Origin of the sequence: Paenilisteria riparia FSL S10-1204 (assembly GCF_000525995.1) — a bacterium.
Taxonomy (GTDB): domain Bacteria; phylum Bacillota; class Bacilli; order Lactobacillales; family Listeriaceae; genus Listeria_A; species Listeria_A riparia.
Window position 1 is genome coordinate 20,652 of record NZ_AODL01000006.1, and the last position, 22,540, is coordinate 43,191.

The 22,540-nt window shown below is 41.4% G+C and carries 20 protein-coding genes and 1 pseudogene; 1 reads left to right on the forward strand and 20 read right to left on the reverse strand.

Going from position 1 to position 22,540, the window contains the following annotated elements; genetic code table 11:
* Window positions 1–2: 2 nt before the first annotated feature.
* The 6 genes from uvrB to PRIP_RS03875 all read right to left on the reverse strand — a co-directional run bounded on the left by uvrB (window position 3) and on the right by PRIP_RS03875 (window position 6,159).
* A complete protein-coding gene (gene uvrB, locus PRIP_RS03855; RefSeq protein ID WP_036099620.1) occupies window positions 3–1,979 on the reverse strand; it encodes an excinuclease ABC subunit UvrB in 1,977 nt (658 codons plus the stop codon).
* Window positions 1,980–2,297: 318 nt separating this feature from the next.
* On the reverse strand, window positions 2,298–2,540 hold the full coding sequence (locus PRIP_RS16615; RefSeq protein WP_077912894.1) for a CsbA family protein: 243 nt from the start codon (window positions 2,538–2,540) through the stop codon (window positions 2,298–2,300).
* A gap of 18 nt (window positions 2,541–2,558) precedes the next feature.
* Complete coding sequence (locus tag PRIP_RS03860) at window positions 2,559–3,209, reverse strand: HD domain-containing protein (RefSeq protein ID WP_036087377.1); 651 nt, start codon at window positions 3,207–3,209, stop codon at window positions 2,559–2,561.
* Window positions 3,210–3,225: 16 nt separating this feature from the next.
* The gene (locus PRIP_RS03865; RefSeq protein ID WP_036099621.1) at window positions 3,226–3,606 is read right to left on the reverse strand and encodes a hypothetical protein; all 381 of its coding nucleotides are present in this window, start codon (window positions 3,604–3,606) and stop codon (window positions 3,226–3,228) included.
* Window positions 3,607–3,738: 132 nt separating this feature from the next.
* Window positions 3,739–5,832, reverse strand: a complete 2,094-nt coding sequence (locus tag PRIP_RS03870) for a heavy metal translocating P-type ATPase (RefSeq protein ID WP_036099623.1) — start codon at window positions 5,830–5,832, stop codon at window positions 3,739–3,741.
* A 21-nt stretch (window positions 5,833–5,853) separates the two neighbouring features.
* Window positions 5,854–6,159 (reverse strand): ArsR/SmtB family transcription factor, encoded by a 306-nt coding sequence (locus PRIP_RS03875; RefSeq protein WP_036099625.1) that lies wholly within the window; start codon window positions 6,157–6,159, stop codon window positions 5,854–5,856.
* 245 nt (window positions 6,160–6,404) lie between these two features.
* On the opposite strand from PRIP_RS03875, the gene PRIP_RS03880 reads away from it, so the two are divergent.
* Window positions 6,405–6,800 (forward strand): helix-turn-helix domain-containing protein, encoded by a 396-nt coding sequence (locus PRIP_RS03880; RefSeq protein WP_036099626.1) that lies wholly within the window; start codon window positions 6,405–6,407, stop codon window positions 6,798–6,800.
* Between the two features lie 49 nt (window positions 6,801–6,849).
* On the opposite strand, the gene phoU is transcribed toward PRIP_RS03880, so the two are convergent.
* The 14 genes and pseudogenes from phoU to ftsE all read right to left on the reverse strand — a co-directional run bounded on the left by phoU (window position 6,850) and on the right by ftsE (window position 22,115).
* Window positions 6,850–7,509 carry a phosphate signaling complex protein PhoU gene (gene phoU, locus PRIP_RS03885; protein WP_036099628.1) on the reverse strand — a complete coding sequence of 220 codons (660 nt, stop codon included), beginning with the start codon at window positions 7,507–7,509 and terminating at the stop codon, window positions 6,850–6,852.
* Between the two features lie 12 nt (window positions 7,510–7,521).
* Window positions 7,522–8,292, reverse strand: coding sequence for a phosphate ABC transporter ATP-binding protein PstB (pstB, locus tag PRIP_RS03890; protein WP_036099629.1), 771 nt, complete (start codon window positions 8,290–8,292; stop codon window positions 7,522–7,524).
* 29 nt (window positions 8,293–8,321) lie between these two features.
* Complete coding sequence (pstB, locus tag PRIP_RS03895; protein ID WP_036087566.1) at window positions 8,322–9,119, reverse strand: phosphate ABC transporter ATP-binding protein PstB; 798 nt, start codon at window positions 9,117–9,119, stop codon at window positions 8,322–8,324.
* A gap of 46 nt (window positions 9,120–9,165) precedes the next feature.
* Window positions 9,166–10,050, reverse strand: a complete 885-nt coding sequence (pstA, locus tag PRIP_RS03900) for a phosphate ABC transporter permease PstA (RefSeq protein WP_036099631.1) — start codon at window positions 10,048–10,050, stop codon at window positions 9,166–9,168.
* Window positions 10,047–10,967 (reverse strand): phosphate ABC transporter permease subunit PstC, encoded by a 921-nt coding sequence (gene pstC / locus PRIP_RS03905; RefSeq protein ID WP_036099632.1) that lies wholly within the window; start codon window positions 10,965–10,967, stop codon window positions 10,047–10,049. Before pstC ends, pstA begins: the two co-directional genes overlap by 4 nt.
* A gap of 94 nt (window positions 10,968–11,061) precedes the next feature.
* Entirely contained in the window at window positions 11,062–11,973 is a 912-nt protein-coding gene (locus PRIP_RS03910) for a phosphate ABC transporter substrate-binding protein (protein WP_036099633.1), read from the reverse strand.
* Window positions 11,974–12,193: 220 nt separating this feature from the next.
* Window positions 12,194–13,967 (reverse strand): annotated as a pseudogene (gene pnpS, locus PRIP_RS03915) (two-component system histidine kinase PnpS).
* Window positions 13,964–14,677 carry a response regulator transcription factor gene (locus tag PRIP_RS03920; protein ID WP_149023750.1) on the reverse strand — a complete coding sequence of 238 codons (714 nt, stop codon included), beginning with the start codon at window positions 14,675–14,677 and terminating at the stop codon, window positions 13,964–13,966. The pseudogene pnpS and the gene PRIP_RS03920 overlap by 4 nt, the downstream one beginning before the upstream one ends.
* A 137-nt stretch (window positions 14,678–14,814) precedes the next feature.
* Window positions 14,815–15,990, reverse strand: coding sequence for a PDZ domain-containing protein (locus PRIP_RS03925; protein ID WP_036099637.1), 1,176 nt, complete (start codon window positions 15,988–15,990; stop codon window positions 14,815–14,817).
* A 15-nt stretch (window positions 15,991–16,005) separates the two neighbouring features.
* Window positions 16,006–17,457, reverse strand: a complete 1,452-nt coding sequence (gene cls, locus PRIP_RS03930; protein ID WP_036099638.1) for a cardiolipin synthase — start codon at window positions 17,455–17,457, stop codon at window positions 16,006–16,008.
* A gap of 183 nt (window positions 17,458–17,640) precedes the next feature.
* Window positions 17,641–19,005, reverse strand: coding sequence for a murein hydrolase activator EnvC family protein (locus PRIP_RS03935; RefSeq protein ID WP_036099640.1), 1,365 nt, complete (start codon window positions 19,003–19,005; stop codon window positions 17,641–17,643).
* Between the two features lie 119 nt (window positions 19,006–19,124).
* Window positions 19,125–20,447: a C40 family peptidase gene (locus tag PRIP_RS03940; protein WP_036099642.1), complete on the reverse strand. Its 1,323-nt coding sequence runs from the start codon at window positions 20,445–20,447 to the stop codon at window positions 19,125–19,127.
* A gap of 104 nt (window positions 20,448–20,551) precedes the next feature.
* The gene (ftsX, locus tag PRIP_RS03945) at window positions 20,552–21,439 is read right to left on the reverse strand and encodes a permease-like cell division protein FtsX (protein ID WP_036087353.1); all 888 of its coding nucleotides are present in this window, start codon (window positions 21,437–21,439) and stop codon (window positions 20,552–20,554) included.
* Window positions 21,429–22,115, reverse strand: a complete 687-nt coding sequence (gene ftsE / locus PRIP_RS03950) for a cell division ATP-binding protein FtsE (RefSeq protein WP_036099643.1) — start codon at window positions 22,113–22,115, stop codon at window positions 21,429–21,431. Before ftsE ends, ftsX begins: the two co-directional genes overlap by 11 nt.
* Between the last annotated feature and the right edge of the window lie 425 nt (window positions 22,116–22,540).

The following is a 22,540-nucleotide window of genomic DNA, read 5'->3' on the forward strand; positions in this document are numbered from 1 at the left end:
AATCATCCTTCCGCTTTTAGCTCGAGTAACGTATCACGAAGTTGTGCGGCACGTTCGAAATCAAGTGCTTTCGCCGCGTCTTTCATTTCGTGTTCTAATTCTTCAATGAAGGCTTCACGCTCTTTCTTATTCATCTTGCTAAGATCCTTCAGATGGTCTGCTTCGCGTTGTTCTGCGGCTGTTGTTGCAGCGATAACGCCACGTACATCTTTAATAATCGTCTTCGGTGTGATGCCATGTTTCTCATTATATGCTTCTTGAATCTCACGGCGACGCGCAGTTTCGCTAATTGCATATTTCATAGAATCCGTCATCTTGTCGGCATACATAATAACGCGGCCTTCTTGGTTACGCGCAGCACGACCAATAGTTTGTACAAGCGAACGCTCGGAACGCAAAAATCCTTCTTTATCCGCATCAAGAATCGCAACAAGCGACACTTCCGGAATATCTATCCCTTCACGAAGCAAGTTAATGCCGACAAGTACGTCGTATACGCCAAGTCGCAAGTCGCGAATAATCTCAATCCGTTCTAACGTCTTAATTTCAGAGTGCAAATACTGCACCTTAATCCCAGATTCCTTCAAATAATCCGTTAAATCTTCAGACATTTTCTTCGTAAGCGTCGTTACTAAGACACGTTCGTTCTTCTTAATTCGGTCATTAATCTCATCAATTAAGTCATCAATCTGTCCTTCAATCGGACGCACATCAATAATCGGATCTAACAAGCCAGTTGGACGAATAATTTGCTGAATAACATCTGGATTATGCTCCAATTCATAGGGTCCTGGCGTTGCAGAAATATACATAATTTGATTCACATGTTTCTCGAATTCTTCCAATCGCAATGGACGATTATCCAGAGCAGATGGCAAACGAAAACCATGGTCAACCAGCATCTGTTTACGCGCTTGGTCACCGTTATACATACCACGAATCTGTGGCATCGTTACATGGGATTCATCAATGACAATTTGGAAATCATCAGGGAAAAAGTCGAGCAATGTGTACGGTGTCGAACCAGGTTCACGAAGCGCTAAGTGACGCGAATAGTTCTCAACTCCTGAGCAGTAACCCATTTCCTCCATCATTTCGATATCATAATTCGTCCGTTGTTCTAAGCGCTGTGCCTCAAGTAATTTATTATCATCACGCAAAACTTTCAAACGATCTTCCAGTTCTGCTTTAATGTTCACGATAGCTTTCTTCATAATATCAGGACGCGTCACAAAGTGGGAAGCCGGAAAAATCGAGACATGTTCTCGTTCGCCAATAATCTCACCAGTAAGTGCATCTACTTCACGAATCCGCTCAATTTCATCCCCGAAAAACTCGATTCGCATACAATGCTCATCACGAGAAGCTGGGAAAATTTCAACAACGTCCCCACGAACTCGAAAACGTCCGCGTTGAAAATCAATGTCATTGCGGTCATATTGAATTTCTACTAAATCGCGCAGTAACTGATCGCGACTAATTTCCATGCCAGGTCTTAAAGAAACGAGCATTGCCCCGTACTCTTCTGGAGAACCCAAACCATAAATGCAGGAAACACTGGCGATAATGATAACATCGCGTCGCTCAAATAAAGAAGCAGTTGCTGAATGTCGCAGTTTATCGATTTCATCATTGACGCTAGAATCTTTCTCAATAAATGTATCTGTTTGTGGCACATAGGCCTCTGGTTGATAATAATCGTAGTAACTTACAAAGTATTCTACAGCATTATTCGGAAAAAATTCCTTAAACTCACTATATAATTGCCCCGCTAATGTCTTGTTATGCGCAATGACAAGCGTCGGTCTATTTACTTCTTGAATTACGTTGGACACTGTGAATGTCTTACCTGTCCCAGTGGCTCCAAGTAAGGTCTGATGCTTGATACCACTATTTAATCCCGCGACCAACTTCTCAATCGCTTTTGGTTGATCTCCTTGTGGTTTATACTTCGAAACTAGTTGAAATGTATCCTTCACCTTTTCTCCTCCTTTTGCAAAGACGAAAGTGAGCCTAGGTAATCCCCAGACTCATTACTTGTATTTATTTTACCATAATTAGTTGTAAAGATACAGCAAAAAGCGAACATATTTTCGGTTCGAGCGACGAGAAGCATTCATCTGCGGCGTTGGAAGCTGTGCTCCGATGCTCATGTACGGGAGTACACTCCGCTTCGGTGCTCGCTTCCGCCTTGCATCTAAATGCTTCTCGTCGCTCGAAAGCTTGCTGGCTACGTTCTTGTATCGATAGCAAACAATGTTTTGTTCATTTAAGGAACGAGATCAACAACACTTTTTTTACCATTCTCTTCCGGATTGGCGGAGGCGGGTTAGCATGTGGGTGGCTAGAATGAAGCCTGTAGTCATGGAGATGGCGTCTAGGATGATGAGGTACCAAGTGTTGGTGAATCCTAGGCGGGCGGAGACGGCGATTAAGATGATTGTGAGAGCTAGGCCAACGAAGCGGTTGTAGCTAATTCGAGATAGGATGATGACTAGTAGTCCTGGAAATAGTAATGCGGAAATTAGTTGGTCCCACATGGGCTCGCTCTCCTTTTCTTAGTTATCGCTTGTTAAGACGCGTGCTTGAATTTTGTTTGTTAAGGATGGTAACTCGGTTTTCTCAATGCCTTTTTCGGCGAGTAGGTCGGGTAGGATTTCACGTATGAGGTATTTGACGCAGGCCATTTCGCGGAACTCGTAAATCGTTTCTAGGGCCTCACTGTAAATTTTGATGAAGGTCGGTTCTGGGTTGCCTTTTTGAATTTCGCCGAAGGATTCGTAAAGTAGGTCTACTTTGTCTGCTACAGCTAAGATGCGGCCTTCTAATGTGTCGTCTTTGCCTTCTTTTAGCAGGACATGGTAAATCGCTTGGAATTCTTCTGGGATTTCGTTGTCAATGAAGTTGCGGGTCATCGTCTCTTCTACTTCGGAAAGCATTTCGCGAAGCTCGGGTGTGGCGTATTTCACGGGTGTTTTGATGTCGCCGATGAATAGTTCTGGGTAGTCATGATTGAGTGCCTTTTCGTAGAGTGCGCGCCAGTTGACTTCTTGGCCGGCTTGTTCTTCGACGTTGCCTAGAAATTGGGCGACTTGTGTGACTTTGAAAGAATGCTCTGCTACGGAATGCTCTTGGTATTTGAACTTTCCTGGGCAACGGTAAATGTTTTCTAAATCGGATAAACTACGAAAATATTGATGGATTCCCATTTTGTTTTCACTCCTCTTATTGTTCTTGTTTTTTATTGTCGGGATGCGTGTTTTCGACTTCACGCATAATTAGCGCGGAACTAAAGCCTAATAAAGCAATAATCGCCGCGGAATATTGTCTGAAATTGTCTGCTGCAAAAATATAAATAAGGCCCATAAAAATAAGTGTTGTAATAATGCCCCATGTGAATAGTTTATGTCCTCGTGCACTGCCAACTTTCATCTCGGAGTAAATGCCAACATAGCAAACGGCTTGGATTAAAATAAATTGGATAACAGATATGGTAATGACTGCTGTCAAATTATCATTTAGCCATATTGTTGAAATAGAAATCGCTATTAATGCGATAATGCCTAATATAACGATAATTTTTTTGCCACTAGATAATTGCTTCATTGCTTTGCCCCCAAATGGTTTTCTTTTTTTCTAGTATAACGAGGATGGCTAGTGATAGCAACATATAGCACTTTATCAATGATAGATAGCAAAAAACAAGGAGGTGGCGCTATCCTTGTTTTTTTGCGTTGCTTATTGAAGTTCTTTTTCTGCTTTGGTTCGGAAGAGGATGGAGAGGCCGAAAATGGTGACGATGATTGTTGCGCCCATGTCTGCCATGATTGCCATCCATAGTGTTAGGTAACCGGTTAAGGCTAGTAGTAGTGCCAAGATTTTGAGTCCTAGAGCGAAGGCGATATTGAAACCTACGACGAAGCGGACTTTTTTTGCGATTTTGACTGTGAGTGGTAGTTTGCCTAGGTGGTCTTGCATGAGAACGATGTCTGCTACTTCGATGGCGCTGTCGGTTCCTTTGCCCATCGCGATGCCGAGATCTGCGGTTGCTAGGGCTGGGGAGTCGTTGATGCCATCGCCGACCATTGCGATGTTGCCGTTTTGGTCGTGGAGTTGTTGGATTTTGGTTAGTTTATCTCCTGGTAGCAAGCCTGCGTAGTAGTTGTCAATGCCGATTTGTTTGGCCACTTTTTCAGCGGTTTTCTCGTGGTCTCCGGTGAGCATGATGATGTTGGTGATGCCTTCGTGGTGGAGTTGTTGCACGAGTTGCTTACTTTCTTTGCGTAAGGCGTCTTGGATGCCGAACATGCCGAGAATCGTGTTTTCAGAAGCAGTAATAACGACGGTGTAGCCATCTTGTTTTAATTGGGCCACGTCTTCGCGCGCTTGTTCTGTCCAGCTCGCCTCGGGAATTTGTTGTTCATTTCCTAAGAAATATTGCTTGCCTTCAAAAGTTCCGCCCAATCCTTTACCGCCAACTGTTGTTAACTGCTCCATTTCAGTGAGTTTCGTGTCGCCGATGTGGTCCATGATGGCTTTTGCGATTGGGTGGCTAGAGCTTTGTTCCATCATGCCGGAAATTTGGAAAAAGTTTGCGTCGTCGTATGTGATTTCTTTTGCTACGACTGGTTTTCCTTCTGTTAATGTACCGGTTTTGTCGAACGCGATTTGTTTTGTTTTGGCAAGTTGTTCTAGGAACACGCCGCCTTTGATGAGGACACCATTTTTGGCGCTGCGGGTAATTCCTGAAACGATGGCGACTGGTGATGATAAAATGAGCGCGCATGGGCAACCGATGATAAGTACAGCTAATCCTTCATAAACCCAGTGGCTCCAAGCGCCTCCGAATAATAATGGTGGAACGATGGTTACTAATACGGCGAATAACATAATGATTGGTGTGTAGTATCTCGCGAATTTATCAATAAATAGTTCCGTTGGCGTTTTCGTTTCCTGCGCTTCTTCTACAAGGTGCAAAATTTTTGCTAAGGAAGAATCGGCGTATATGGCGGTGATTTCAGCTTTCAGTGTACCCTCGTTGTTTACAGAACCACCGAATAAGGCATCGCCAACTTGTTTTTCAACAGGCATCGATTCACCTGTGATTGCTGCTTCGTTTACTGAGCTGCGTCCGTCGACGATTGTTGCGTCTGATGGAACCTTGTCTCCTGCTCGAATTAAAACGGTGTCGCCTAAACGTAATTGATCGATTGGCACTTCACTCGTTACGCCATCTTTTAATAGGTTCGCTGTTTTAGGTACGACTTTCAAAAGTGCAGCCATCGATTTGCGGGCTTGACGCATGCCAAAACCCTCTAAATATTCATTCACACCAAAAAGTATGGCTACGACCGTTCCTTCGCCCCAGTCTCCGATGATGAAGGCACCGACTAAAGCTACGGTCATCAATGTATCGATATTGAATTTCAAACGGAACAGATTTTTAAGCCCTTTAAAGAAGGTTTGATAGCCGCTGAGTGCTGCTGCCACGAAATAAATACTGAATGTGCCCCACGTTGGCAAGTATTTATCAGTAAACATCGCTACAAAAAAGAGTATGGTTGAAATGACGATTTGAACAATTAACGATGAGTTGCCATGATCGTGATTGTGGTCGTGATCTTCATGTCCACCAGCCATTAGCGATGCTGCAACACCTTCCTGTTGTAGAATTTTTTCTACGTCCGCCATTGCCATTTTGTCCGAAATAACCATTTTTCCGGAGTTATACATGATTTTGGCGTCTTCTCCGTGTTTTAACTTCCTCATCTGCGTCTCCATTTCTTGCGCGCAATGGGCACAGGAGAGGCCACTTAATTTAAACTCAGCCATTGCTATTCCTTCCTTTCCGCATTATTGGTGTTCCACGTGCCTAATCGCTTGTGACAACAACTCTAACACGTGATTATCGTCTTGCGTGTAGTAAATCGTTGTCCCTTCGCGGCGTGATTTCACCAACCGTAAATTTTTTAAAAAGCGTAATTGATGGGAAACCGTCGTTTGGTTAAAGCCAAGTGTTCGTGCAATCTCGTTCACGGAGTATTCTCGGTCTTGCACTAAGTTCAAAATCTGAACTCGTGTCGGATCTGCCAATGCTTTAAAAATTTGCGTGACACCAAATAACGTTTCTTCACCTAGCACTTGTTTACTCTGTTCCATCTTCAACAACTCCAATTCTTATATATGTTCATATACACATATAATAGAATTAAAAATAGGAACAAAACAAGTATTTGACATTCATTATCGAATATATGCTTATATATACACATATTAATATATTATTGTCCAATTTGCAAGTCCTATCCAGTCTAATTCCCATTATATACAAAATTACTGTATTTATGTAAAAAATGAGCCCTTTGAACAAAATCATGATATAATTTACACAAAGGAGTGATAACATGCCAGATTTAAGCAAACGTTTGACTATTTTAAGGGAAAAGCAAGGTTGGTCAAAAGCTGAGACAGCAAGGCGGCTTGGACTAAAAGCACCTTCTACATACGGCAACTGGGAGTATGGTATCCGGGAGCCTGATTTGGATACCGTTCGCCATATTGCGACATTGTTTGATGTATCTGTAGACTATTTAATTGGTCAGAATAGCGAACCCTCTTATAAACCAGTTACAGCCAAAGAAAAGAACGATATTGCAAAACGATTGGAGAAAGTAGTAGAAGACCTACGCTACGAGGAACATCAACATTTAAGTGGTGAGTATTTACAAGAAGAAACGACCGAGTACATTATTGACTCACTAGAATTCACATTGAAACAAGCGAAAAAAATGAACAATTAAAATAAGGCGCTACATCAATATTTTCAACTGGTGTAGCGCCTTACTCTATTTAATTATTCAACTCTTCAATCTCACCACTCTTCAAGTAAACAATCCATTCACAAACATTTGTTACATAGTCGCCAATTCGTTCTAAGTATTGCGCAACTAGCAATAAATATGAAATTTCTTCTAAATGGTCTGGATCTTCTTGCATGAAGTGAATACATTTTGTGTAAATAACGCGTTGTAGTTTGTCGACTTGCGTATCACGAGAAGCGATTTCACGCGCAGCTTCCTCATCTTCTGCCAAATAGGCCTTCAAAACATCATGGACCATAATTTTAACGATGTCTCCCATTTCTTGAATTTCAGGGATTGGTTTTACGACTTTGCTACGGCCTACTAAAATCGTTGTTTTAGCGATACTCACCGCGTGGTCACCGATTCGCTCCAAGTCAGAGCTTGCTTTAAGAACAGTCACAATTTTGCGAAGATCAATACCCACTGGTTGTTGCAAGGCAATGAGTTCGAATGAGCGCTGTTCTAAGGCTAATTCCATATTATTAATGGCACGGTCACCAGCAATAACGTTCTCCGCTAGCTCTTGATCACGGTTTACAAGCGATTTCACTGCTTTGTAAATCGCCTCATTGACCAACATTCCCATTTCCAATAAGTGTTGATGTAACTCATCTAATTGTTCTGTAAAAATTTTTCTAACTGGCATATGCTTCGCTCCTTATCCAAATCGTCCTGAAATATAATCTTGCGTTTTTTGTTGCCCTGGATTTGTAAAAATGGTTGTTGTATCGGCAAACTCAATGATTTCACCGTTTAAGAAAAAGGCTGTTTCATCGGAAATACGTGACGCTTGTTGCATGTTATGCGTGACAATAACGATTGTGTAGTCTTTTTTTAGTTCCAAAATCAGATTTTCCATCTTTGCTGTGGAAATCGGGTCTAAAGCAGACGTCGGTTCATCCATCAAAATGACTTCTGGTTGAACTGCTAAAACACGAGCAATACAAAGGCGCTGTTGTTGCCCTCCGGACATTCCAAGCGCTGATTTATGCAAGCGATCATGTACTTCATCCCAAAGCGCTGCTTGACGTAAACTGCGCTCAACGATTTCATCTAATTGCTTCTTGCTTTTCACACCATGCGTTCTTGGGCCGTACGCGACATTATCATAAATCGAAAATGGGAACGGATTTGGCTGTTGAAACACCATGCCGACTTTTTTGCGTAGATTTACTGTGTCGATTTTAGCGCTTTGGATGTTTTCATCAGCAACATTGATTTCACCTTTAATTGTCACATTGGGAATCAGGTCATTCATGCGGTTCAAGGTGCGAAGGAATGTTGATTTACCGCATCCAGACGGGCCTATAAGCGCTGTGACACGATTTTTTTTGAAGTTGAGGGTTATCTTATTTAATGCTTGTTTTTGACCGTAAAATAGGTCTACATCTTTTGTTTCGATGACGTATTCGGTTGCGGTTGCTGGCATTGGGGCGCCTCCTTCATTCGATAATTTAATTAACCAAAATTACCTGAAATATAATCTTGCGTTTGTTTATTGGATGGATTCGTGAACAATGTCGATGTATCTGTAACTTCCACGACTTTTCCAAGGTAGAAAAATGCAGTGTAATCAGAGACACGAGCGGCTTGTTGCATGTTGTGCGTAACGATGATGATTGTATATTTCTTCTTGAGTTCATGAATTAAATCTTCAATTTTACTCGTGGAAATCGGGTCCAATGCCGAAGCTGGTTCGTCTAGGAGTAATACTTCAGGTTGCATCGCAATGGCACGGGCGATACAGAGGCGTTGTTGTTGACCGCCAGATAAGGATAGCGCGCTTTTGCCTAAATCGTCTTTTACTTCATCCCAAAGTGCTGCGCTGCGTAAGCTTTGTTCTACGCGTTCGGCTAGCTCGGCTTTATTTTTCATGCCATGACGTTTCAAGCTAAAAGCGATATTTTCAAAAATTGATTTCGTGAACGGGTTTGGCTTTTGAAACACCATACCGATTTCTTTGCGAACGTTATACAAGTCCACTTCTTTGCGGTTAATATTGATGCCGTTATATAAGATTTCGCCTTCCATACGGCAGCCATCAATTTCGTCGTTCATACGGTTCAATGCGCGAAGATAGGTTGATTTACCGCATCCAGACGGGCCGATTAGGGCTGTTACTTGGTTTTCGTGGAATTCTAAGTTCACACCTTGAATGGCGTGATTGTCTCCATAATATACATGCAAATCGTTTGTTGCCATTGCGGGCGCGCCAGTCATTACGATTTCTTTCGGTTCGTTAATCGCGAATGACATATTAGTCGTTGCCATCATTGTCAAAAACTCCTTTTTGTCCGCCAAATTAGGAAGACGTCATTTTTTTGAATACGAATTTTCCTAGAATGCGGGCTAAAATATTGAAAAGTAAGACGGAAAGAATGAGTACGGCAGATGCTCCCGCGGACACGGCTACTGCATCAGGCATGATTCCTTCGCCATTAATTTTCCAAATGTGAACTGCTAATGTTTCTGCTGGACGGAATAAGTTAAGCGGTGATGTCGGATTCATCGGGTTCCAATCGCCAAAGTTAAGTGTCGGCGTGCTTTGTCCTGCCGTGTAGATTAATGCCGCGGCTTCACCGAATACACGGCCTGCTGCTAATATAACGCCTGTTACGATAGCTGGAAGTGCTGCTGGAATTAAAACGCGAGTAATCGTTTCCCAACGTGATAAACCAAGTGCTAGTCCTGCTTCTCGTTGCGTGCTCGGAATGGCGTTTAAAGCCTCTTCGATAACACGAATAAGTAGCGGTAGATTAAAGATGGTTAGCGTTAGAGCCCCTGAAATAACGGAGAAACTCCAACCCATTTGTAATACGAAAACTAGGAAGCCAAACAAACCGACAACGATAGATGGTAAGGAAGAAAGAACTTCGATAGTTGTGCGAATAAAGTCGGTCAACCAATTTTTGCGGGCGTATTCGGCCATGTAGATGCCTGCTCCAAGTGCGATTGGAATCGAAATGAGCATCGTAATGAACAACATGTAGAACGAATTCCAAATTTCGGGGCCAATCCCGCCGCCTGCTTTAAACGATTCGGGTGGTGAAGTTAGGAAGTGCCAGCTTAGATGCGGAACGCCACGAACCAAAATGTAGCCGAGTAATCCAGCCAAAATCACGACAATGAGTACAGCGATGAGATAGAAAACCGTGGTGGCAATTTTATCTTTTGTTTTTACGTTCATTTGACCTTCCTCCTACGACCGATAAAGCGGATCATTATGATAAAGAATAGGGACATGGCAAGTAGTACCATTGCTAGTGACCATAATACGTTGTTTTCTAGCGTTCCCATGACGGTATTTCCCATTCCCATTGTTAAAATACTAGTTAACGTGGAAGCCGGTTCGAATAACGAAGTCGGAATAACCACGGAGTTTCCGATAACCATTTGTACTGCTAGTGCTTCACCAAACGCCCGAGCCATCCCAAAAACGACAGCTGTTAAAATACCAGGACGCGCACTACGCAAAATCACTTTCCAAATCGTCTGCCAGCGTGTTGCACCTAGGGCAAGCGAAGCCTCACGATAATGACGTGGTACCGAATGAATCGCATCCACTGTCAAACTTGTTACAGTCGGCAAAATCATCACGGTAAGTACTGCCGTTGCTGCTGCAATCCCGAAACCACTTCCGGAAATATGTTCGCGAATAAACGGAACGATAACACTAAGACCAATAAAGCCATAAACGACCGACGGAATCCCAACAAGCAATTCCATAACAGGCTGCAATATTTTCTTCCCAAATTTAGGCGAGATTTCTACCATAAAAATAGCTGCCCCAATCGCAAGTGGTGCTGCAATACATGCTGCGAGTAAAGTAACACCGAAAGAACCTATAATCATCGGCAAGGCACCAACAAGTGGATTTCCGGCCGCATCTGTTTTCGAAGGGGTCCAGTCTGTTCCTGTTATAAAATCAACAAAGGAAACATGATTTACAAAAAACGTAGCCAAACCTTTCGAAATAACAAAGAAAAGTATGGATGCTGCTGCAATCACCATTATGCTGATGCAGATAAATGTGATGATTTTCCCCCTTTTTTCAAGACGGGCTTTTTTGGAAGTTTGTGTTAATGCTTTTTCTCTTGCCTCCACAGTCCTAACTCCTTTCCGAGCGTTGGTTTTTATCCCCAACACACGGGTATACGCCTACCTCGTTTTTGAAGTAGACGCTTCCCCATATTTACTTTTATTTAACGTCTGTTACTTTACCATCAGCGGAACGTTCTACTTTCATCGAGTGAATCGATTGGTAACCTAATTGTGGTACTAGGTCGTTTTGAACGTCTTCGCTAGTGATATATTCCAAGAATGATTTAGTTAATCCTTTTGGCTCACCGTTTGTGTACATATGCTCGTAAGCCCAGATTTTCCAATCGTTTGTTGCCACGTTTTCTTCTTTTGGTTCTACGTTATCAAGTGAAAGTCCTTGGATTGAATCGTCAATGTAAGAGAACGCTAGGTAGCTGATTGCTCCTGGAGTTTCACTTACGATTTTACGAACAGTACCTGAGGAATCTTGTTCTTGTGCTTTGATTGGCGTCGCACCATCTAAGCCCCATTTTTCAAAAGTAGCGCGTGTTCCGCTTCCTTCTGCACGGTTGATAACTGTGATTTTTTCGTCTTTACCGCCAACTTCTTTCCAGTTTGTCACTTTACCAGTGAAGATATCGATTAATTGTTGTTTCGAAATGTTTTTAACGCCAACTTCTTTGTTTACTACTGGAGCCATGCCGACTACTGCTACTTTATGATCGACAAGTTTAGAAGCATCAACGCCTTCTTTTTCTTCAGCGAAAACGTCAGAGTTCCCGATATCCACTGCACCTTGTTGTACTTGTGTCAAACCAGTGCCTGATCCGCCACCTTGTACGTTGATTTGTGCTTTTGGATTTTCAGCTGTATATTGTTTCGAAGCTGCCTCGACAAGTGGTTGCAATGCTGTTGAACCAACTGCTGTAATCGAGCCTTCGGTTGTTGCCATATCTTTTGTGCTATTCCCGTTTGCTTTATCTGATGATGAACTTGAATTTCCACATCCTGCAATGATAAGTGTGAATGCTGCTAACACAGCTACTAGTCCTAATAATCTCTTTTTCATGAAATGTAAACCACCTTTTTTTCGATTTAACTTACATGCTTACTATACCTTTCCACAGTTAAGGTCGTATGTAGCTAATGTTAAGAGAATGTTAAGATTGGTTTTTTTTGTAAATTTATTTAAAAGAAAAATGACAAAAAGACCGCAGAATGGGCGATTTCAGTTTGGTTTTATGTAAAGAAAAACGCAGACCATTTTGAAGGCCTGCGCTCTTTTCTATTTATCGGGGAAGTATAACTGTAAAAGTCGTGCCTTCTCCTTCTATGCTTTCGACATGAATTTGACCACCGCAGCTTTCTACGATATGCTTCACGATGGAAAGCCCTAGACCTGTTCCACCTGAATGTCGGCTACGCGCGCGATCTACACGATAAAAACGTTCAAAAATACGATCGATGTCTTTGGCCGGAATTCCAATACCATTGTCCGTTACAGTGAATATTACTGTTCCATTAGACATATTTTCCGTCACGCCCACGGATACTTCTCCATTTTGCGGCGTATACACGATAGCATTGGAAATTAAATTGATTAAGATTTGCTGCAAACGATCGCGCTCTGCTTGAATCATGATTGGCGACGCTAAGTTTGGTGGAATTAGTTGGATTCCTTTTTCTACGGCTAGCGCACGGACAGTGTCCATCGTCGCAATGACCGCATCTTCTACGTCAACTTCTTCGAGATTCATCGACACATGTTTCTGCTCGATTCGCGATAACTCTAGGATATCCATGATTAAGCGGTGTAATCGGTCGCTCTCTTCTTTAATAATCGTCAAAAATTTCTTAAGTAATGCTTCGTCATACATTGCACCATCGAGTAACGTTTCTGCAAAGCCTTTCAATGCAGTGACAGGTGTTTTCAGTTCATGCGATACATTGGCTACAAATTCAGAACGCACATTTTCTAAACGGCGAATTTCCGTAATATCATGAAGCAACACAATCACACCAGTAATACTGCCCGTCCGCGATAAAATTGGCGACACATTAGCGTCCAAAATTTGTTCCCGTGGAAAATAAATCGTAATTTCTTCTTGCTGAAATGTTTTTTGGCCCATACATTGATCAACAAGCTGGGTCAACGCGAAACTTTTTAGAACTTCGTAATAGGCTTTTCCAGTCATGTCTTTCTCGCCAATAATTTGTTCCATCATCGGGTTAGTCATCACGATTTGCTTGCGTTGGTTGATAAGCATGACGCCGCTCACCAAATTCTGCACAATGCCGCTTAGCCGTTGCTGATTTAGCTCGATTTCTTGCATTTGTTTTTCGAGACTTTGCGCCAACTGGTTGACACTGAGCGACAAATCATGCAATTCGCCGGTTGTTTTGCCTGTAATTCTACTATAGTAGCGATTGTTCGCCAAATCCATGGACACATCAATAATTTCATTGACTGGCCGCGTGATTCGACGAGAAATAAAGAAGCTAATAAAACCAATAAACACAAGCGCCAAGCCAAAAATCAATGCCAAGCTAAGCCATAATTGATGTACCGCGTTTTCTACTGATTCTAATGAAATTGAAACCCGCAAAACTCCGTCCGTTACACCGTTATGCGTGATTGGAACGGCCACGTAAAGCATGCTATAGCCAAGCGTCGAGCTTTTGCGTGTTGCGATGCCTACATCTTTTCCATCTTTTAGCACTTCTTGAACTTCTGGTCGATCCATATGATTCGGCAAGCTGTGTGGATCTTCTTTCGTATCCGCCACAACGCGACCACTCTGATCAATGACCGTAATCCGCGCTCCGATTTTATCTTCTAACGGTTTTAAATCCGCTTGAATTTGATCAGCATTTTTGTCCAAATCAATGTCTTCAAGCTTTGTCGTCGTCAGTAAAATCTTCGCATCATCCTGCAATTGGCTCTCCTTCATGTGCAAGTACACGCCTCGCATCAATTCCCCTGAGAAGAATCCAACAACCACCATGACCACAAAAAATAAGATAAAAAAAAGACAGTCCTATTCTTAGCCACAGTTTTTTCATGATTTCACATTCTCCATCTTGTAACCAAAGCCACGAATCGTCTTAATATACTGCGGTTTCTTCGTGTCCGCTTCAATCTTGTCACGCAAATGGCTCACATGCACGTCGACAATCCGCGTCTCACCAATATAATCATAATTCCATACCGCATCCAACAACTGGTCTCGCGAAAAAACTTTCCCGCGATGATTCGCCAAATACAACAATAACTCGAATTCCTTCGGGGTCAAATCAAGCAACTCATCCTGTAAATACACTTCATAGCTCTCCGTCAAAATTTTCAAATCACCAACATGCAATGCTTTTTCTTTCGGCGCCACTTCTGACTCAACATCCGCTGATTTCCCAGAACTCCGTCGCAAAATCGCCTTAATCCGAGCCACAACCTCACGAGGGCTAAACGGCTTCGTCAAATAATCATCCGCGCCAAGCTCCAAACCGATAATTTTATCCAGTTCATCATCTTTAGCCGTCAACATCAAAATCGGCGTCTCCACCTTATCTTGACGTAACTGTTTGCAAACCTCAATCCCGTCCATTTCTGGCAACATTAAATCAAGCACAATTAAATCTGGTTTTTCCGCTAGAGCAAGTTCATATCCCGTCCTACCATCTTCCGCCGTCACCACATCAAATCCCGCTTTTTCAATGTTAAATTGTAGTAAAGTTACAATAGAAGACTCATCATCCACTACTAAAATCTTTGTCAACGCCTTTTCCTCCCCGTTCATAACGCGCGGCTTTTACAAACTTGCCACAACTTGTTATGTACTCTTCATCTAAAATATAGCACGAATTTACCATCATCGGGTAGAAAATACATCAGATTAACACAATCTTAAAAAATCTATCTCGCTTCTACCATGAAGAGTCCCAATTCAAAAGAGTCTCCTTCATATAAAGCAGTCTGTACAATGCGCGGTTCGCCATTATTATCCTGAACTTTCAGCTTACAATACGCACGATTCTCATTTAATGCCTCATACAAATCCTCACGATTCCGAACTAATCGCCCATTCACTTCCAAAATTTTCTCGCCAGGCAAAAGCGACATTCGGCTAGCCGGCGTATTGTCACGAGCACCCAAAATCATAATCCCATCTGGCTGGGGCGTGAACTTAAATGCAGATTTACGCTCATCCGCACGATGTCGATACGAAACCCATAGCCTTCCAATAATTGCAACAACAAATCCTAACAATGTCAGAATGGGCACCACAATGCCTATCACACCAATGAGTGCCACGAGAATAGCAAGGCTCGTTATCCGAACCGCTAATTTACGAGCGGCTTGCGCTGGCAACTGTGACTGCACCTGCTGTTGAAAACCAATTACAAGAGGCAACACCATGAGCGCGAACGACTGATTTCCAATTTGAAAAACTGGCCACCAATCAAATAACATCGCAAATCCATGTCCTGGAATAAAACAAACAAGCGGCACAAACCAAAGCTGTCTCAACTGAAACGCACCAACTAATTTTCCGCGCCCACTTTTCCGAAGCATTGGAGACGCATGATTGGCTCCCGAAAACTGAATCAAAAATGCCTCTACAGCTAGCAATAATGCCAACAATAATACAAGTACAATCATGAAATTATCGACATACAAATCCCGCAATGGTAACATTTGATCTACAAATGGCGACAAGTCCATATTAAAATAATAAACAGCATAATAAGCCAAGCTTGTAATCCCTATCGTATACGCCGCCGAAGCCATACGAAACAGCCCAACAAGCAATAGTACAATCATCACGACATTAAAAATCGCAATCCACGTAATCGTCAATGTAAGCCCAATAAAAAACGTCACAATCGACAACGTCAAGCCAAACAGCAGCCCAATACCAAAGAAGCCCTTTAGTTCCTGCCAAGGCGAATGAATACTAACATGAAATGCTTTTCGCTCCCACTTGATTCGACTAAATCCCGCGACAATAACGAGAAGTATTGCCACATATAGCGCTGGTTGAATAAATAAACTCCCAATTCCTTTTGCAATTTCGCCCAGTATGTCCAATATCACTCACCTCTTTTATAGTATAGGAGAAAGTAGGCGCGATACTCCTTCCTTCACCTTCATCCAAATCGATCGCTCCGCATATAATTCCGCAGTTAGCTGATACGACTTTAAAATATCTTGCAAGAAAATGTCTTCTAATTTCTGCGCGATTTTTTTCTCATATAAAAATGCATTCACTTCAAAATTCAAACGAAAACTACGGAAATCCATGTTCGCCGTTCCAACTGAAGCTATTTCACCATCGACAACCAATGTTTTTGCATGGATAAAGCCATTGTCATAAATATAAATTTTAGCACCATTCTCAATCAATTCACCGCAATAACTCGTTGTCGCCCGATACACAAACGCGTGATCTGGTTTATTCGGAATCATTAAGCGCACATCAACACCAGATAAAGAAGCAATTTTTAAAGCCTCGAGCAAACTAGCATCGGGAATAATGTACGGCGACTGCAAATAAATCGATTTCTTCGCTGAATTTATCATTTTGATATAACCATTCTTGATTTGTTGCCATTCTGAATCAGGGCCACTTGAGACGATTTGCATACTTGTTTGCCCTTTTCCATGAAATGACGGAAAGTAACGCGTTTGATAATCTAGTTTTTGACTAGCAGATGATGCCGAATTCCAATCCATGATGTAACGCGTTTGCATCGCAAATACTGCTTTCCCGCGAACTCGAAGATGCGTATCACGCCAATATCCGAAACTTTTGTCCAAGCCTAAATACTCATCCCCTACGTTAAAGCCACCAATATAACCAATCTTACCATCAATAATCGCCAACTTACGATGATTTCGATAGTTTAACCGAAAATTAATCAACGGCAACTTTGAAGGAAAGAACGGCCAGACTTTTACGCCATGACTTTTTAAATCGTTCCAAAAAGACTTTTTTGTGGTTCGGCATCCCATTGCATCGTAGATAACACGCACATCTAGCCCTTCTTCTGCCTTTCGACTAAGAGCTTTTTTCAGACGTTTTCCTAGTGTATCTGAATGAATAATGTAATAAATTAAATGAATATGATCCGTCGCCATCTCAATATCTCGCAACAGCGCATCAAATTTCTCATGTCCATCCGTAAACAGCGTCACTTCGTTATCTTGTGTCAAAATCGCGCCATCGTTCACTAGCAATAAATAAATCAAATCACGATGTTTCGCTACATTTCGATCACTAAACGGAAATTCCTGCTGCCTAATCATACTAATTTGGTTATCAGTCGACTCGCGCAATCCGATTTTCTCCTGTCCCTTCCAGTCGAAAATTTTCCGGTGCGATAACTTGCGTCCAAAAATTAAATATATAATAAATCCAATAACTGGTATAAACGTAAGAACTAAAAGCCATGCCCATGTTGCCGAAGTATCGCGGCGTTCCAAAAATACCATTACGGCAGCAAATAATACGTTGATAAGCAACAATACAATCAACAAAACTACCCAAATCCCCATAATGAACCTCCCAAATATATTGCTACTATTTTATCATATCATAAATAGGCGTATATTTATATTTATACATATATGTGTGCTATCAAGAACGATTCAAGAAATTGAGTCAAGGCACAAAGAAAAGCCGAAAGCAGCCACTCATCATAGTAGGTAGCTATCTTTCGGCTTTCTGTAAATTATGCTTTAAATATACGGCGCTGGATTTACTGGTACACCATTTTTATGAATTTCAAAGTGTAAATGTTGCCCTGTGGACTGGCCTGTTGAACCCATAATACCGATTCCTTGGCCTTGTGCAACGCTTTGGCCTGCAACAACTTGTAAGCTTCCTGCGCGCATGTGCCCGTACAATGTTTGGTATCCATTTCCGTGATCAATTTCTACAACATATCCGTAACCGCCGTAGCCACTTCCTGGTGCTCCAAATCCTGAGAATACGACAGTTCCTCCTGCTGCAGCATAGACAGGAATGGTTCCTCCTGCTGCTATATCTTGCCCTTTGTGAGATTCATGTTGGCCAGTCACTGGATTTATTCGATCGCTAAATCCTGAGGTTAAAATGCCTGCTGCTGGTTTGATGAACATCCCTGTGGAAGATCCGCTACTAACCGAGGGAATAGATACTGTTTCTGCTGGATGCTCTGCTGGTGTTTCCGTTCTAGTAATTGTTTTCGAGCTCGCTTTTACCGCAGCGGCCTTTGCTGCTTCTTCTTTTGCCGCGCGTTCAGCACTTGCTTTTCTAGCTGCCGCTAACTCCAATGCCGCTTGGCGATCTTTTTCTGCTTGAATATTACCTGCTACTCTTTGCTCGTTCGCTGATAATACGCCTTGTTTAGATAACAAATCATTCTTCTGTTGCTGTGTTAAGTCTTTTTCAGCCGCAATTGCTAGAATTAGCTCGTCTTTTTGGCTTTTTTGACTTTCAAGATTATTTTTCGAAAGCGCGATTTCGGTGGCGAGTTGTTTAAGGCTTGCTAGTTTTGTTTCCGTTTCTTTTTGCTTGGAGCTCAGTTTATTTTCGTCTTTCTTTTGCTCTGCCATGATATCTTTATCAGCACTTACTAATGTCGTTACCATCGTGGCACGGTCAATGAAGTCACTGAAGTTGTCTGACGCCAATATAACGTTGACATAGGCTTGGCTGTTGCCATTAACTTGAATAGCACGAGCTCGATCTTTCAATAAGTCAAAACGTTCTTGAATATTATTCTGTAATTCTTTAATTTCGCCTTTAAGTTTCGTTACTTCGCCATTGGTTACAGCTACTTCCTGTTGTTGTTTTTGTAACTTGGCATTGGTTTCAGTAATACTTTTTACTAAAGCCTCTAGTTCTGCTGCAGCACTCACTTGTCTGCTCTCCAAAACAGATACTTCATGTTCTTTTTCTTGAATACTTTCATCGATATTTGCTTTCTGTTGTTGTAGCTCTTGCTGTTGTTTTTGTAGCTCGTTTAAATCGGCGGCCCAAACATTGACTGGCGCTCCACTAAAGAGTACAACTGCTACAGTTGCAACGATGCTAGTGCCGATTAATTTCTTATATGTCATTCACAGTTTCCTCCTGATTCACTTAAATAATACTAATTTTACCAGATTGGTGGCTATAAAAAAAGTACCTCGGGCAACATTTCGCTCAAAGGTACTTTTCTCTTTTCAAAAAATCTTATTTAGAAGTTAGCTACACGGCCAAAACCTACTAGAGATTGCGCCCAGAAGCTACTTGATAGACTATCAATACTAACGCCATTGTTTTGCGCGTTAATCATTTTGCCGCCGCCGATGTAGATACCAACGTGAGCGATTCCGCTACCATAGCTAAAGAATACTAAGTCACCTGGTTTTGCTTGGCTAGAGCTGATTTTTGTAGATGCAGCATATTGTGCACCTGATGTTCTCGGCAATGAAATTCCTGCCGAACGGAAAGCGTAAGAAGTGAAACCAGAGCAGTCAAATGAACCTGGTCCAGTTGCCCCTAGTGAATATGGCTTGCCTAATTGTGCGTATGCAGTTGAAATCATTGCATCGTATCCTGAACCAGTTGGTGCTGGAATATTACTACTGCTATTCGAGTTATTGCTTGTCGCATTGCTGCTCGATGAACTTGAATTCGAAGATGTTGAACTCTTAGATGAAGTTGATGAAGAGCTATTTGAACTTGTAGTATTCGAGCTCGATTCAGAGTTATTTGGGCTTGAGTCATTAGAGCTTGATGTGGTGTTATTGTCAGAAGATGCTGTTGATGAAGCAGTTTGTGTAGCTGCTACTGGTTGAACAGTAGTTGCTTCTTTTGCTGCTGCTGCACGAGCCGCTGCTGCTGCTGCTTCTCTGTCACGTTGTGCAACTAAAGAAGATTTTTCTTTCTCAGTAGTTGCTTGTTGTGCTGCTAATTGTGCCACTACAGCTTCTTTCTCAGCTTTTTGAGCTTCGATTTGATTTTGTTGTTGCTCATAGCTTGCGATTGCTTTTTGTTGCTTCTCTTGCTCTTTCTTCACTGCTGTCGATTTTTCTTTTAGAGCGTCTTCGTCTTTTTGTTGTTCGTCAAGAATTGCTTTATCAGAGTCAACGATTGTGTTAACTGCAGATACACGATCAACTAAATCGCTGAAGTTATTCGCACCTAAAACAACATCCACATAGACATTTGAATTAGAGTTCACTTGCATCGAACGAGCGCGCTCTTTCAATACAACTTCACGTTCTTTAATACGTTGGTTAATTGACGCAATATCAGCGTTCAATTTCTTTAATTGCTCAGCAGAATCATTGAAGCTAGCTTGTAGTTCTTTTGATTTCGCTTGAGCAGATTCTAATTTGCTCACTAAAGATGAAAGGTCTGCTTGTAAATCAGCTTTCTTAGATTTAAGATCGTTCAACTTAGCATCTTTCTGTTGGATGTCCGTGTTAACATCTGCAAATGCGTTTGTTGTAAAAACTGGTGATAAACTGATTACAGCTGCCATTGACGCAGCGATTAGTGTATTTTTCTTCAAAAGATTTTACCTCCTAAAAAGCTCCCTAGGCTTTTCTTTCATTTAATTTTTTTTGTTTCATTATTTTTTAAAATGCGTTCGTTTCTCTAATCCACATTTAATTTTTATACTTTCAAGAATCTACGGATGGATATTGCACTTCCCCAAATACCAATTAATACACCGATTGCGATTATTAAACCAGCAATCTCGTACATGAATGGTGTTGGTGTTAGTAAGGAAAGATTCGTTCCCTCACCCAGTCTTGGATTTATTAAATTGTATGTGTTAATGTAGCCAACAAATGTTAGTATTACTGGTACGATTGAGCCTAAGAGACCTAACCATGCTCCTTCTAATACGAACGGCCACCGGATAAACCAGTTTGTCGCTCCCACAAGTTTCATAATCTCGATTTCAGTTCTACGCGAATAAATCGCTATTTTTATTGTGTTTGAGATTAAGAACATCGCAGTTAGTAAAAGACCAGCACTTAATATGATACCAGCATATCTTCCCCATTTCAAGACATCAAACAATTTATCTACAGTTTTTTCACCGTAGTTCACTTTTGCGACATATTTCATTTTCTCAATCTGGCTTGCAACTTTTGCCGTGTCACTCGGCTCCTTCGCTTGAACAATGAACACATCGTAAAGTGGATTATCTTGCTTGAAAAGCTCGAAATCTTTACCATATGTAGAGACTAATTTCTCCATTTGTTCATCTTTGGAAGAGAATGTAACGCTATCGACACCATTTAGTTGCTCAATATTATTCTGTAGCTCATCCTGTTGTGCTTTCGTCGCTGTCAACTGAATATGCACATTAATTTCAACGTCATTCTCAACGTCATCTGCGAGCTTGTTCATGTTCATCATGATTGCAAAAAACACGCTGACCAGAATCAATGTTACAGTCACAGCACTAGCCGCTGCAAACGTCATCCAACCATTACGATAGAGGCTCTTAAAACTCTCTCGAAAATGTCTACCTACTGTTCTAAATTTCATAGCCATAATCTCCTTGCTGTTCGTCACGAACGATTCTTCCGTTTTCAATAGCGATTACACGATGTTTGAGAGTATTAACGATCTCTTTATTGTGTGTCGCCATAACGATTGTCGTTCCGCGATTACTTATTTCCTCAAGGATGTTCATGATTTCCCACGAAGTATCAGGGTCGAGGTTTCCAGTTGGTTCATCTGCAATCAAAACCTTAGGCATGTTTGCTATCGAGCGAGCAATCGAAATCCTTTGTTGCTCCCCGCCAGACAGTTCGTCCGGTAACATTCTTACTTTGTGTTTCAAGTTTACCAAGTCTAGCACTTCCATGACGCGGTCTTTAATGACTTTCGGATCTTCTTCTACTACTTCCATCGCGTACGCAATATTCTCATACACAGTCTTACTCGGCAGTAACTTAAAATCTTGAAAGACAACCCCAACATGTCTTCTTAAAAATGGTACATCTTTGTTTTTCATGTGGAGAAGATCAAATTTATCGACGTTAATTGTTCCTTTCGTCGCTCGCTCTTCTCTATAAATCATCTTAATAAAAGTTGATTTACCAGCACCACTAGGACCTACAACATAAACGAATTCACCTTGCTCAATACGAATATTTAATCCATTGGCAGCAGTTATGCCATTTGGATATTTCTTGTAGACATCTTCCATTATTATCATTTTATCACCTAACTATGCCTTTCTTAAATCAAGTTCGAATGATATAACATGTAAGATAACCTTAGAAGTAGGCAACGGCTGTCGCACAATCTACCATTTGTTTATTGAAACACTTGAAGTCACAGTGCATGACTCAATTATAACATCTCAATCTTTCAGGTTTAGGTTATTTGCGTTACAGTTATATTTCAACCAATGACAAGTTTTATTTTATTCGCAACATACTTATTTACATTCTCAAATTATACGAATTATCATCTATTATTCTTTTTAAAAAAAATTCCATAAAAAAACGTGCCTTAAAAATACGCACTGTTTTTATTACTCTCTTATTGTACCGTGTTTTACAAGGAAATAACATTACAGGGAGATTAAAAATAGTTACAGTGTAATCAATTGGAATAGACCGCTTTTGACACATAAAT

Coding starts and splice junctions, on each gene's coding strand:
- PRIP_RS16615 (WP_077912894.1), bottom strand. CDS start 2,540: ATGTGGGACCAACTAATTTCCGCATTACTATTTCCAGGACTACTAGTC.
- PRIP_RS03860 (WP_036087377.1), bottom strand. CDS start 3,209: ATGGGAATCCATCAATATTTTCGTAGTTTATCCGATTTAGAAAACATT.
- PRIP_RS03865 (WP_036099621.1), bottom strand. CDS start 3,606: ATGAAGCAATTATCTAGTGGCAAAAAAATTATCGTTATATTAGGCATT.
- PRIP_RS03870 (WP_036099623.1), bottom strand. CDS start 5,832: ATGGCTGAGTTTAAATTAAGTGGCCTCTCCTGTGCCCATTGCGCGCAA.
- PRIP_RS03875 (WP_036099625.1), bottom strand. CDS start 6,159: ATGGAACAGAGTAAACAAGTGCTAGGTGAAGAAACGTTATTTGGTGTC.
- PRIP_RS03880 (WP_036099626.1), top strand. CDS start 6,405: ATGCCAGATTTAAGCAAACGTTTGACTATTTTAAGGGAAAAGCAAGGT.
- phoU (WP_036099628.1), bottom strand. CDS start 7,509: ATGCCAGTTAGAAAAATTTTTACAGAACAATTAGATGAGTTACATCAA.
- pstB (WP_036099629.1), bottom strand. CDS start 8,292: ATGCCAGCAACCGCAACCGAATACGTCATCGAAACAAAAGATGTAGAC.
- pstB (WP_036087566.1), bottom strand. CDS start 9,119: ATGTCATTCGCGATTAACGAACCGAAAGAAATCGTAATGACTGGCGCG.
- pstA (WP_036099631.1), bottom strand. CDS start 10,050: ATGAACGTAAAAACAAAAGATAAAATTGCCACCACGGTTTTCTATCTC.
- PRIP_RS03910 (WP_036099633.1), bottom strand. CDS start 11,973: ATGAAAAAGAGATTATTAGGACTAGTAGCTGTGTTAGCAGCATTCACA.
- cls (WP_036099638.1), bottom strand. CDS start 17,457: ATGGGGATTTGGGTAGTTTTGTTGATTGTATTGTTGCTTATCAACGTA.
- PRIP_RS03935 (WP_036099640.1), bottom strand. CDS start 19,005: ATGACATATAAGAAATTAATCGGCACTAGCATCGTTGCAACTGTAGCA.
- ftsX (WP_036087353.1), bottom strand. CDS start 21,439: ATGAAATTTAGAACAGTAGGTAGACATTTTCGAGAGAGTTTTAAGAGC.
- ftsE (WP_036099643.1), bottom strand. CDS start 22,115: ATGATAATAATGGAAGATGTCTACAAGAAATATCCAAATGGCATAACT.